Below are 11186 nucleotides of genomic sequence, written 5' to 3'. Positions count from 1 at the left end.
TGTTAAAGAGCAGTGAGTTACGCGCTTTCGCTTGCTAACTCGAGGTGGCGTATATTACGCTTTCCTCATTCAGTGTCAACCGTTTATTTCATCCGGTTGCCGCTGTTTTTAATCTTTCCGACCCGGTCACTTCGTGATGTTGTTCACGTTGTTCCCTGTCGATGGAGCGGCATTATAGGGATCCGAATTTTTTGCACAAGCCTTTTTTCCAATAAAAGGATCGACTGCGTATTTTTCGAGCCCTTCGCGGAGATCTCACCCGATCCGCTGGTTTTAACGTCGATCTCATCCCTCCCGAATTGGTATTTCCTCTCACCCGAACTATATTGCCAAGATTAAACTTATCTTTGGAGTGCTTCAGATGTCTCAACCTTTACGTTCTTATCAAGAATTAACACCTACATTGGGCGAACGAGTGATGGTGGATCCTTCAAGCGTGGTTATTGGCGATGTAGATCTGGCCGATGACGTCAGTATCTGGCCGCTCGTCGTCATACGTGGGGATGTTAATAATGTGGTTATCGGTTGCCGGACCAACGTACAGGATGGAAGTGTGCTCCATGTTACCCATCAGTCACGACAAAATCCTCAGGGGCATCCTCTTATTATTGGGGAAGACGTCACCGTCGGGCATAAAGCAATGCTGCATGGTTGTACGATCGGGAACAGAGTTCTGGTCGGGATGGGATCAATACTGCTGGACGGGGCTATCGTTGAAGACGATGTCATGATTGGTGCCGGCAGCCTGGTGCCGCCAGGGAAAACACTCGAAAGTGGTTACCTCTATTTAGGAAGCCCTGTGAAGCAGATACGAGAGCTGACTTCTGATGAACTCGCAGGGCTGACATACTCCTCTAATAATTATGTGACATGGAAAGATGTTTATCTTTCCCAGGAACAATAAAGAAACGTATTGCCTGAACAGTAACAAATCCGGCTGCTCAGGCACTCCCGATCACACCAGCAAGTCTTTTTTTAACTGCTCAAGCACAGGTTCTATCTGAGGCATCACACCATGCCACAGATAGAAAGCATGCGCTGCCTGCCCCACCAGCATTCCCAGTCCGTCTGCATAATGCGTTATCCCATTATTTTTCGCCCAGGTGATAAAAGGCGTTAAACCCGCCTGATAATACATATCGTAAACCCGGGTCTGCGTCGTCAGCACACTTTCTGGGATAGCGGGGATCTCACCCTTAATACCCGAAGCCGTAGCGTTAATGATCAGGTCGAAAGATTCTTCAGCCAGAGAAGCTAACGCGATGGCCCGAATATCACCTTTTTCCTGGAAAATTTGGCTCAGATGCTGCGCCCGCTCGAAGGTCCGGTTAGTCACGACGACGGAACAACCATAAGACAACAGAGGAAGGATCACCCCGCGCGCAGCCCCACCGGCGCCGATCAATAAAATCCGATCCCCCGGCGTCAAAAGCGCCAGCCGCTCAAGGTCACTCAGCATACCGATGCCATCAGTGTTATCCCCAAGCAGTCGCCCGTCTTCAAGTTTTTTGAGTGTGTTAACAGCACCAGACATTGAAGCGCGATCTGTCAGCTCATCAGATCTCGCAAAAGCACGCTCTTTGAAAGGTACCGTGATATTTGCCCCACGAGCGCCGTCTGCAAAAAAAGTTCGCAAAGTCTCTTCAAACTCTTCATGCGAAGCCAGAACCGTACCATAGGTATGATCGATACCAGTCTGACGGGCAAACAGTGCATGAATACGAGGGGATTTGCTATGCCCAATCGGATTCCCAAATACCGCGAAAGATGGCGTGACTTTCATTTGTTAGCCTTGACGAATAAGGTTGCCAGTGAGGGCATCCCGAATTTCAGATGGATTATCTCTTCCTCCTACTTCGCCATCCAGCACGGGAAAGTCTTTCCCAAACTGGAGTCTGACTTCTTCAGACAAACGGCAAGGAGGTTGCCCATTCAGATTCGCACTGGTTGAGACCAGTGGTTTTCCAAATTTTTGGCAGAGTTCTTTTACCAGGGGATGATCCGTGACGCGTACTGCCAGAGAACTGAAACGGCCAGTCAGCCAATCAGGCGTCACGGCTTTTGCAGGCATTACCCAGGTAACCGGCCCTGGCCAGAATGACCAAATGTACTGAAGTTGCTGTTCAGTTAATGATGAGTCATCGATATAAGGAAGAATTTGCTGATAATTGTCAGCAATCAGAATGAGCCCTTTATCTTTCGGACGTTTTTTCAGCGCCAGCAATGCTTCTACCGCTTGTTCGCTATCAGGGTCACATCCCAGACCGAAAACGGCTTCCGTTGGATAAGCAATAACATGCTCCCCACGCAATGCCTCAAGTACTGTGTTCAATGATTTTTGTGTCTCTTTATTCATCTTGTTCGTTATCTTTTCTTTCTACGGCTTTGCCGCACAATTTACTGGCACAGAATAACTTCATTCCCTGAGCCGTTTTCTTTTCCATCAATAACGGGTAATGGCAGTGTTCGCACTCCCCGGCTACCGGTTTATTATTGATGGCAAACTGACAATCCGGATAACGGTCACAGGCGTGGAATACTTTGCCGAAACGCGATTTGCGCTGTAACAGATGCCCTTTTCCGCATTGCGGGCAGCCCAGAGTCGTTTCTTCAGGTTTATCGATAGCTTCAATATGATCGCATTCAGGATACTGACTGCAACCAATAAACATGCCATAACGCCCCTGCCGCAGCACCAACGTGGAGTCACATTTAGGGCACACCTGTCCTTCAAGGACTTTCACAACATGCCCATCCGCTTGTGATTTCAGGGGACGAATATACTGACATTGCGGATAGGATGAACAACTGAGAAAGGGGCCGTGGCGACCACTACGGATCACCAAATCGGCCCCGCATTCCGGACAGGATCCATTTTGCTTATCAGCAAAAAGTGCTGCTTTTGTCATATGTTACGTTTTACCTGTTATCTCTTAGTGCAGATAACCCTCATTAACTTCAAATAATAGCTCTTCCATTTGCTGATACGCTGTTTCATATCCGGGAATATTAAACAGCACCATCAGCACGACCCACTTCAGATCCTCAAGATCGAACTCTTCAGTGTCCAGAGCCATAACACGATCGATAACCATCTCTCTGGTATCGAAATTCAATACTTTGATCTGTTCCAGGAACAACAGAAAACCACGACAACTGCTATCTAACCGAATTGTTTCCTCTTCGGTATAAACGCGTAATGCTGAAGGATCAGAATCCAGCATATAAGATGGGGTTCCACCCTCTTGCATATCCGCAAGTTTTTCAAGCCAATTCAACGCATTGTGAATATCAGCCCGGTGAAAACCAGCCTCGGTCAAGTCATCCGTTAACCTATCCTCGTCAACATTCATCTCCGCTTCGTTGTGAATGTAAGTTTCAAATAAGTACATTAGTACGTCGAACATGGCTTGCCCTCTTAATTCGGACATAGCCGCCGGATACAGCTGCGATCCATCCTGCTAACTCCAGTTCGAGTAGTTTACCTACGACTTCTGGCACAGGTTGGCCGGCACGTTCGGCGACGACGTCAACAGATGTCACCTCATATTCTACGTTAGCCAACACATCAGCAAATGGCAATTCAACTTCGCTATCTGGCGCACAAATAATCGCCTCTGACGCATCTGATTCACTCTCAGGCGGCATTTTCAAGGATTCCGATACCTTGATAGTGGGGAACCAGGTCAACCCGCTTCCTATCTGTTCGGCGATATCATTTGGTTCAGTCACGAGATACGCACCCTGCTGAATCAGCCAGTGCGTACCTTCCGAGGTTGTACTTCCCAGCGGGCCTGGCAATGCGAATACTTCCCGTCCTTGCTCAAGTGCATAGCGCGCGGTAATCAATGAGCCGCTGCGAAGCGTTGCTTCGATGACAAGTACACCCGCACTCAACCCGCTGATAATCCGGTTACGGCGGGGAAAATTAGCGGCTAAAGGGGGAGCCGTCACCAGATGTTCAGACACCAGCGTTCCCCCCTGCCCCAGAATACGATCTGCCAGCTTAAGATGACAGGATGGATAGCGCTTCATCAGCCCGCTTCCCAGCACAGCTATTGTCTTACCCTGAGCTTCCAGTGTTGCCTTATGGCTGATTCCATCTATTCCCATCGCCAGCCCGCTTGTCACAGTAAAACCGCTACTGACCAAACCGCCTGCAAAAACCTGCGCATATTGTTCGCCGTAATGGCTGTAATCGCGACTCCCCACCATTGCGATTTGTGGCGATAGTAGTAATTCAGCAGATCCCTCAGCGAATAAAATCAGTGGAGGGGAGGATATTTGTGCCAACAGCGGGGAGTAAAAATTGCTGCCAAAAGTAATGAGATGACAGTTTTCTCCTTCCAGCCATTTCAGTGATGCAGATAGCCAGTGTTGATTAATATGCTGAAAATCGGCTACTTGTTCGGGTAAAAGACCACTGTTCGCTAATTCTGAAGACGAATAAATCCCCCGGTCCGAGAGGGTATGAATGATCCCCGTCGCGCGTTGGGTACCGAGGCGTTTGACCACTGACATACGTATCCATGCTTCCTGCAATGTCATTATCCATTCCCTTCTCAAGGCCTTTCGGCGACTGATACAATTGGCAGAGGATGCTGTCAATCGGGGCAGGAAATGTCTAGAATAGAGTCTATATATCTTCAATCAATTGAATAAAGATCCAGAAAAATATGTCCGTATTACAGATATTACATTTCCCAGACGAGCGGCTTCGCATAACTGCAAAACCGGTCAAAGAAGTTAACGCCGAAATCCAGCAGATCGTGGATGATATGTTTGAAACCATGTATGCAGAGGAAGGCATTGGCCTTGCTGCCACTCAGGTCGATATTCATCAACGCATCATCGTAATTGATGTGTCTGAAAACCGGGATGAGCGTCTGGTTCTGATCAACCCTGAATTGCTGGAAAAAAGCGGCGAAACCGGGATTGAAGAAGGCTGCCTGTCGATCCCTGATCAACGGGCACTGGTGCCGCGCGCTGAAAAAGTAAAAATTCGTGCGCTTGACCGTGACGGTAAAACCTTCGAGCTTGAAGCTGATGACTTGCTGGCAATTTGTATCCAGCATGAAATGGATCATCTGGTAGGTAAATTATTCGTGGACTACTTGTCTCCCTTGAAACGTCAGCGTATTCGCCAGAAAATGGAAAAAATGGCCAAGCTGAACGCGCGGGCTGACTAATATTCGTGTAACACAGGACACTGCTTTGCGAATCATATTTGCCGGTACTCCCGACTTTGCAGCGCGTCATCTTGACGCGCTTTTATCATCAGAACATCAGGTTGTCGGTGTTTTCACTCAGCCTGATCGCCCGGCCGGCCGCGGAAATAAACTGACTGCAAGCCCGGTGAAAGTTCTGGCTCAAGCACATGACATCCCGGTATTCCAGCCTAAATCTTTGCGTCCCGAAGAAAATCAGTCCCTGGTTTCCTCACTGCAGGCTGATGTAATGGTTGTCGTCGCTTACGGTCTGATTTTACCGAAAGCAGTGCTTGATATGCCGAAATTGGGTTGCATCAATGTGCATGGTTCCTTATTGCCACGCTGGAGAGGCGCAGCACCGATTCAGCGCTCTCTGTGGGCGGGTGACGCAAAAACGGGTATCACCATCATGCAGATGGATGTCGGGCTTGATACCGGTGACATGTTGCACAAAGTCGAATGTGACATTCTCCCGGAAGATACCAGTGCTTCGCTTTACAACAAACTGGCTGGATTGGGTCCTCAAGGTCTGCTTGAAACTCTCAGGCAACTGGCGGATGGCACAGTAAAACCTGAAGTTCAAAGCGAAGAGCATGTCACCTACGCAGAAAAACTCAGCAAAGAAGAAGCACGCTTAGACTGGAATTTATCAGCTGAGCAGCTTGAACGTTGCATTCGTGCCTTTAACCCCTGGCCTGTCAGCTTTTTCATGATTGACGAACAGCCGGTGAAGGTCTGGCAGGCTGAATGTCAGTCAGAAAAAAGCAACGCAGCTCCCGGCACCATTATTTCTGCCGACAAAAAGGGCATTCGGGTTGCGACCTCCGATGGGATCCTGAATATCACCCAGTTGCAGCCGTCAGGTAAAAAGGCAATGTCCGCACAAGATTTGCTTAACTCTCGTCGCGAATGGTTTATCGAAGGCATACGTTTAGCCTGACCATAACGACTACGCCCGATATTTCGTCGGGCCTTATCTCTCTGATAATGCTGGCTCCGGTCAGCTTTTTTGACTATGAAAACACCCTATAATCTCCGTAGCATTGCCGCTCAAGCCATCAGCCAGGTGTTGGATAAAGGATTATCCTTGTCCACTGTTCTCCCTGGTCTGCAGAAAAACATTTCAGAAAAAGATCGCGGACTTCTTCAGGAACTTTGCTTTGGTACGCTTCGCGTGCTGCCACAGTTGGAATGGTGTTTGCAGCAACTCATGGCAAAACCTCTCACGGGTAAACAAAGAACATTACATTACTTACTGATGGTGGGTCTCTATCAGCTGATCCACACGCGGATCCCGGCACACGCCGTACTGGCGGAAACGGTTGAAGCCGCCGTTGCGCTAAAACGTCCGCAATTAAAAGGACTGATCAACGGCGTGCTGCGCCAGTTTCAGCGGCAGCAGGAAGAATTGCTTCAACGAATGGCCAACAATGACAGTCGTCATCTCCATCCCAGCTGGCTCCTTAACCGTCTGAAAAAAGCTTACCCCGGTGAGTGGGAAAGCATTGTTGATGCCAATAATCAAAAGCCGCCGATGTGGCTTCGCGTCAACAGACAGCATCACACACGCGACGAATATTTACATTTGCTAAACGAAGCTCAGATTGAAGCTGTACCGCATCCAGAATATAAGGATGCATTACGGCTGATCACGCCATGTCAGGTAAGCCTGCTTCCGGGATTCGCAGAAGGTTGGGTTACTGTTCAGGATGCTTCGGCGCAAGGCAGTGTTGATCTGCTGGATCCAAAGAATGGCGAACTGATCCTCGACTTATGTTGTGCACCGGGCGGAAAAACCACCCATATTCTGGAAGCCGCACCGAAAGCCCATGTTCTTGCCGTTGATGTGGACGAGCAACGTTTGAAACGTGTTCATGAAAACCTTCAGCGTTTGAAACTCAGCGCGGAAGTGAAGCAAGGTGACGGGCGTGAACCGCAGGTTTGGGCAGGTGATCGCATTTTTGACCGTATACTTCTCGATGCTCCCTGTTCAGCGACCGGCGTTATTCGCCGGCATCCTGACATCAAATGGTTGCGCAGAGACAGTGATATTGCCGAGCTCGCCAGCCTTCAAAAACAAATCCTTGATGCTGTCTGGCCACGGCTAAAAAGCAAAGGTGTCATGGTGTACGCCACCTGCTCAATTTTACCGGATGAAAACTGTCAGCAAATCACCTCATTCCTGGAATCACATCAGGATGCTACGCTGGTTGAAACAGGAACGATTGACCAACCAGGCCGGCAGAACCTTCCGGATGCTGAAGACGGCGATGGATTTTATTACGCTAAACTGATTAAAAGCTGATCATCTTGTATTAGTGCTGTTTACTCAGGCTGATACCTTCGTGGCAAAGCAGAGAGTCATATGAAAATAATAATTCTCGGGGCCGGGCAGGTTGGCGGAACACTCGCCGAAAACCTGGTTGGTGAAAACAACGACATTACGGTTGTCGACACGAATACCGTCCGGCTGCGTCAGCTTCAGGATAAATTTGACCTGCGCGTAGTCCAGGGGCACGGTTCTCATCCCCGTGTACTTCGCGAAGCTGGCGCTGAAGATGCCGATATGCTGGTGGCTGTGACAAATTCTGATGAAACCAATATGGTTGCCTGCCAGATTGCCTATTCACTGTTTAATACACCAAACCGCATTGCCCGCATCCGTTCAACTGAATACATCCGAGAATCTGAAAAACTTTTCCATCCGGAAGCTGTGCCTATCGATCACCTGATTTCGCCGGAACAATTGGTCACTGATTATATTTATAAACTCATTGAGTATCCGGGTGCACTGCAGGTAGTGAATTTCGCCGAAGGCAAAGTCAGTATTGCAGCAGTAAAAGCCTATTACGGCGGCCCCTTAGTAGGTAATGCACTTTCTTCAATGCGCGAACACATGCCGCACATTGAAACGCGTGTTGCAGCCATTTTCCGCCAGGATCGCCCGATTCGTCCGCAAGGCTCAACCATCATCGAAGCCGGCGATGAAATATTCTTTGTGGCCGCCTCTCAGCATATCCGTGCAGTCATGAGTGAGCTTCAGAGGCTCGAAAAACCTTATAAACGAATCATGATCGTTGGTGGAGGCAATGTCGGAGCGGGACTTGCCCAACGGCTTGAGAAGAATTACAGCGTAAAACTCATCGAGCGGGATCAACAGCGTGCCGCCGAGCTTGCAGAGATACTACAAGATACGATTGTCTTCTATGGTGACGCTTCGGATCAGGAATTACTGGCTGAAGAGCATATTGAACAAGTAGATGTGTTCATCGCTATTACCAATGATGATGAGGCAAACATCATGTCGGCAATGCTGGCTAAGAGGATGGGTGCAAAAAAAGCGATGGTTCTTATCCAGCGCAGCGCATATGTCGATTTGGTGCAGGGTAGTGTGATCGATATTGCAATTTCTCCCCAGCAGGCAACGATCTCAGCATTACTTGGACATGTCAGAAAAGCAGACATCGTCAGTGTTTCATCGCTAAGGCGCGGTGTCGCTGAAGCCATTGAAGCGATTGCCCATGGCGATGAGACCACATCAAAAGTGGTAGGCCGTACCGTGGAAGAAATCAAACTGCCGCCGGGTACAACAATTGGGGCTATTGTACGCGGTAATGAGGTAATTATTGCCAACGGCACAAGCAGGATCCAACAGGGTGACCACGTTGTGATGTTTATTACCGATAAGAAGTTTGTCAGGGATGTGGAACGTTTGTTCCAGCCAAGTCCGTTCTTCTTATAAATTGCATCTACTATTTATCGGATTTAGCGTTAATTGAGGTTCAGGTGAGAACTTTTGTAGCGAAGACCCTGCAAATAGTCTTTACTTGGTTTGACATATTTGATGAATTTGCCAAGGAGTATTTATGAGTTTTATGAAAGAGTTTCGTGAGTTTGCCATGCGCGGCAACGTGGTCGACCTGGCAGTCGGTGTTATCATCGGTGCTGCTTTTGGCAAAATAGTATCGTCATTTGTCGCTGATATTATTATGCCTCCGCTGGGTTTGTTGATTGGCGGGGTTGATTTTAAGCAGTTCGCATTTGTCCTCCGGGAGGCTCAGGGAGCAACACCCGCCGTAGTCATGCATTATGGGGTATTTATCCAGAACGTGTTTGATTTCATCATTGTTGCGCTGGCCATCTTTTGCGCTATTACCCTGATGAATAAAATGCGTCGTAAGCAGGAAGATAAACCCGCTGCACCACCTAAACCAACGGCGGAAGAGACTTTGTTAGCAGAAATTCGTGATTTACTGAAAGAGCAGCAGACACCGAGACTTTAACTGATATTACCCGCTAGGGCTTAATTAGAAGGGCAGTATTGAATACTCAAACGAACACTCAATACTGCCCTCCAGATAACCCCTCTTCTCATTTTTCGCTTTACGACAGTAGCTCCCCTTCCCTTTTTGATTTTTCTCAACACGTTGTTTAAACAATGGATCATGAAGAAGCGCCTGTAATGCATTATCCTGAATGATGCCTTTTTGATGCTTATAGTGGCTCATAAAACCTCGATATAATTAATACTGTTGAACAGAATGCGCGCATATGATACTGCTACAATTATGCTTGCGAAAGCGTTTTGTAAAACCCTTGAAATGCTTACGTTACCTTACCCGCTCCATCTTCCAGTGCTTCTAATATAGAACAACTGACACTAGTATGCGCAGAACCACAGCAGGCGGCGCTCAGCCTTTGGAGTGACTCGCGCATCTGATTAAGCTCTTGTAATTTAAGCTCAACTTCAGCAAGACGTTCATTCACGATAGATTTCGACTCCTGACAAGTGTGATGCAAAGGATCTATTCGAATAGAAAGTAACTCCTTGATAGCATCAAGCGTAAAACCTGTCGATTTGGCATAACGTATGAAGCGTAAACGCTGTACATCACCTTCGTTATACTGACGATAACCCGATGGATTGCGTGAGCCCGTGCCCATCATTCCCTGCTTTTCATAGTAACGCACAGTATCCGTGGAGACATTGGCCAGCCTGGCAAGTTCACCAATTTTATACATGCCTATTTTCCTCTGAATTTATCCTTTATCGCCTTTTCGTAATGCCCTTGAAGGAAGTCAGTGCTCATACCTGCCTGCTGTAGACGTATCTGTAAAATCTTCAAACGCTTTTCAGCGGGAAGAAACTTCGGATCATCGCTGTCTAATGTGCTCAATAGGTGATTTAACTCAATCGCTTCTTTTCGATCCTGCAACTCGGGCGGCAAATAGCCTGCATTTTTCAAAATACGATAGGAAGTTCTTAGCTCATCCGGAACTGCACTGTCGTCATCCAGGATAAGCGGGCGCCCACTGCCAGGCAGGTTATCAAATTCACCTTTTTCCTGAGCATCTTTGATGTGCTTTTCAACCCACTGATCCATTAGAAACATGATTTCGCCTTCGTCACATTGCACAAACCATTGTAGATCATAGCTGGAAGCGGCGCGCCGTAAAAGGGAGTGGAATGCAGAACGATTAAAGTTGGGAAAAAAGGGGAGTAGAACAGTGAGTTACAGATGTAAAAAAACCGGGCAGAAGCCCGGTTTTTTCATGCATCTACAGATTATTCAGCAGTTGCTACTTCTGCTTTTGACTCTGCACGATCAACGAGCTCGATGTATGCCATCGGCGCATTGTCGCCTGCACGGAAGCCACACTTAAGAATACGAGTGTAACCACCGGCACGGCTCGCGAAACGCGGGCCCAGTTCATTAAACAGTTTTGCCACGATCTCGTTATCACGAGTACGGGCGAATGCCAGACGACGATTTGCAACGTTGTCGGTCTTGGCAAGAGTAATCAGCGGCTCAACAACGCGACGCAGCTCTTTCGCTTTCGGCAGGGTCGTCTTGATGATCTCATGACGAACCAAAGAGCCGGCCATGTTACGGAACATAGCCTGTCGGTGGCTGCTGTTACGGTTCAGTTGACGACCACTCTTACGATGGCGCATGACCTTATCCTTCTCAGTAA

General features: G+C 48.1%; 15 protein-coding genes. 6 read left to right on the top strand and 9 right to left on the bottom strand.

The features are described 5' to 3' along the window. Positions 1–361: 361 nt before the first annotated feature. The gene (locus ETV65_RS24490; protein WP_129955661.1) at positions 362–904 is read left to right on the top strand and encodes a gamma carbonic anhydrase family protein; all 543 of its coding nucleotides are present in this window, start codon (positions 362–364) and stop codon (positions 902–904) included. A gap of 51 nt (positions 905–955) precedes the next feature. Here ETV65_RS24490 and aroE read toward each other — a convergent pair whose 3' ends face one another. From aroE to dprA, 5 genes are read right to left on the bottom strand one after another with little or no spacing between them, the layout of a single operon-like run. Then, entirely contained in the window at positions 956–1783 is an 828-nt protein-coding gene (gene aroE / locus ETV65_RS24485) for a shikimate dehydrogenase (RefSeq protein ID WP_129955660.1), read from the bottom strand. 3 nt (positions 1784–1786) lie between these two features. Beyond that, on the bottom strand, positions 1787–2356 hold the full coding sequence (tsaC, locus tag ETV65_RS24480; RefSeq protein WP_129955659.1) for an L-threonylcarbamoyladenylate synthase type 1 TsaC: 570 nt from the start codon (positions 2354–2356) through the stop codon (positions 1787–1789). After that, positions 2349–2909 carry a topoisomerase DNA-binding C4 zinc finger domain-containing protein gene (locus ETV65_RS24475; RefSeq protein ID WP_129955658.1) on the bottom strand — a complete coding sequence of 187 codons (561 nt, stop codon included), beginning with the start codon at positions 2907–2909 and terminating at the stop codon, positions 2349–2351. The genes tsaC and ETV65_RS24475 overlap by 8 nt, the downstream gene beginning before the upstream one ends. Positions 2910–2933: 24 nt before the next feature. Continuing rightward, the gene (locus ETV65_RS24470) at positions 2934–3407 is read right to left on the bottom strand and encodes a DUF494 family protein (RefSeq protein WP_129955657.1); all 474 of its coding nucleotides are present in this window, start codon (positions 3405–3407) and stop codon (positions 2934–2936) included. Continuing rightward, positions 3379–4548 (bottom strand): DNA-protecting protein DprA, encoded by a 1170-nt coding sequence (gene dprA / locus ETV65_RS24465; protein ID WP_129955656.1) that lies wholly within the window; start codon positions 4546–4548, stop codon positions 3379–3381. Before dprA ends, ETV65_RS24470 begins: the two co-directional genes overlap by 29 nt. 128 nt (positions 4549–4676) lie before the next feature. Between dprA and def the strand changes: the two genes are divergently transcribed. The 5 genes from def to mscL all read left to right on the top strand — a co-directional run bounded on the left by def (position 4677) and on the right by mscL (position 9493). Beyond that, the gene (def, locus tag ETV65_RS24460) at positions 4677–5189 is read left to right on the top strand and encodes a peptide deformylase (RefSeq protein ID WP_013573714.1); all 513 of its coding nucleotides are present in this window, start codon (positions 4677–4679) and stop codon (positions 5187–5189) included. Between the two features lies 1 nt (position 5190). Then, entirely contained in the window at positions 5191–6150 is a 960-nt protein-coding gene (gene fmt / locus ETV65_RS24455; protein WP_205951640.1) for a methionyl-tRNA formyltransferase, read from the top strand. Between the two features lie 75 nt (positions 6151–6225). Continuing rightward, entirely contained in the window at positions 6226–7515 is a 1290-nt protein-coding gene (gene rsmB, locus ETV65_RS24450; protein ID WP_129955654.1) for a 16S rRNA (cytosine(967)-C(5))-methyltransferase RsmB, read from the top strand. 60 nt (positions 7516–7575) lie between these two features. Then, complete coding sequence (gene trkA, locus ETV65_RS24445) at positions 7576–8952, top strand: Trk system potassium transporter TrkA (protein WP_129955653.1); 1377 nt, start codon at positions 7576–7578, stop codon at positions 8950–8952. A 124-nt stretch (positions 8953–9076) separates the two neighbouring features. Further along, complete coding sequence (gene mscL, locus ETV65_RS24440) at positions 9077–9493, top strand: large-conductance mechanosensitive channel protein MscL (RefSeq protein WP_129955652.1); 417 nt, start codon at positions 9077–9079, stop codon at positions 9491–9493. A gap of 24 nt (positions 9494–9517) precedes the next feature. Here the strand turns inward: mscL and ETV65_RS24435 are convergent, their stop codons facing one another. The 4 genes from ETV65_RS24435 to rplQ all read right to left on the bottom strand — a co-directional run bounded on the left by ETV65_RS24435 (position 9518) and on the right by rplQ (position 11166). Beyond that, positions 9518–9718, bottom strand: coding sequence for a ribosome alternative rescue factor ArfA (locus ETV65_RS24435; protein ID WP_129955651.1), 201 nt, complete (start codon positions 9716–9718; stop codon positions 9518–9520). 97 nt (positions 9719–9815) lie between these two features. Continuing rightward, positions 9816–10232 carry a Zn(2+)-responsive transcriptional regulator gene (gene zntR, locus ETV65_RS24430; RefSeq protein ID WP_129955650.1) on the bottom strand — a complete coding sequence of 139 codons (417 nt, stop codon included), beginning with the start codon at positions 10230–10232 and terminating at the stop codon, positions 9816–9818. 2 nt (positions 10233–10234) lie between these two features. Continuing rightward, positions 10235–10603 carry a DUF1992 domain-containing protein gene (locus tag ETV65_RS24425; RefSeq protein ID WP_129955649.1) on the bottom strand — a complete coding sequence of 123 codons (369 nt, stop codon included), beginning with the start codon at positions 10601–10603 and terminating at the stop codon, positions 10235–10237. A gap of 173 nt (positions 10604–10776) precedes the next feature. Beyond that, entirely contained in the window at positions 10777–11166 is a 390-nt protein-coding gene (gene rplQ, locus ETV65_RS24420) for a 50S ribosomal protein L17 (protein ID WP_013573706.1), read from the bottom strand. Between the last annotated feature and the right edge of the window lie 20 nt (positions 11167–11186).

Origin of the sequence: Rahnella sp. RFA10(1/100) (assembly GCF_004195115.1) — a bacterium.
GTDB classification, from domain to species: domain Bacteria; phylum Pseudomonadota; class Gammaproteobacteria; order Enterobacterales; family Enterobacteriaceae; genus Rahnella; species Rahnella perminowiae.
The sequence above is the reverse complement of the archived record's forward strand: the minus strand, read 5'-3'. Positions and strand labels throughout refer to the sequence as shown.

Bases quoted from the DNA above. Each gene is read 5' to 3' on its own strand.
- ETV65_RS24490 (WP_129955661.1), top strand. From the start codon at position 362: ATGTCTCAACCTTTACGTTCTTATCAAGAATTAACACCTACATTGGGC.
- aroE (WP_129955660.1), bottom strand. From the start codon at position 1,783: ATGAAAGTCACGCCATCTTTCGCGGTATTTGGGAATCCGATTGGGCAT.
- tsaC (WP_129955659.1), bottom strand. From the start codon at position 2,356: ATGAATAAAGAGACACAAAAATCATTGAACACAGTACTTGAGGCATTG.
- ETV65_RS24475 (WP_129955658.1), bottom strand. From the start codon at position 2,909: ATGACAAAAGCAGCACTTTTTGCTGATAAGCAAAATGGATCCTGTCCG.
- ETV65_RS24470 (WP_129955657.1), bottom strand. From the start codon at position 3,407: ATGTTCGACGTACTAATGTACTTATTTGAAACTTACATTCACAACGAA.
- dprA (WP_129955656.1), bottom strand. From the start codon at position 4,548: ATGACATTGCAGGAAGCATGGATACGTATGTCAGTGGTCAAACGCCTC.
- def (WP_013573714.1), top strand. From the start codon at position 4,677: ATGTCCGTATTACAGATATTACATTTCCCAGACGAGCGGCTTCGCATA.
- rsmB (WP_129955654.1), top strand. From the start codon at position 6,226: ATGAAAACACCCTATAATCTCCGTAGCATTGCCGCTCAAGCCATCAGC.
- trkA (WP_129955653.1), top strand. From the start codon at position 7,576: ATGAAAATAATAATTCTCGGGGCCGGGCAGGTTGGCGGAACACTCGCC.
- mscL (WP_129955652.1), top strand. From the start codon at position 9,077: ATGAGTTTTATGAAAGAGTTTCGTGAGTTTGCCATGCGCGGCAACGTG.
- ETV65_RS24435 (WP_129955651.1), bottom strand. From the start codon at position 9,718: ATGAGCCACTATAAGCATCAAAAAGGCATCATTCAGGATAATGCATTA.
- zntR (WP_129955650.1), bottom strand. From the start codon at position 10,232: ATGTATAAAATTGGTGAACTTGCCAGGCTGGCCAATGTCTCCACGGAT.
- ETV65_RS24425 (WP_129955649.1), bottom strand. From the start codon at position 10,603: ATGTTTCTAATGGATCAGTGGGTTGAAAAGCACATCAAAGATGCTCAG.
- rplQ (WP_013573706.1), bottom strand. From the start codon at position 11,166: ATGCGCCATCGTAAGAGTGGTCGTCAACTGAACCGTAACAGCAGCCAC.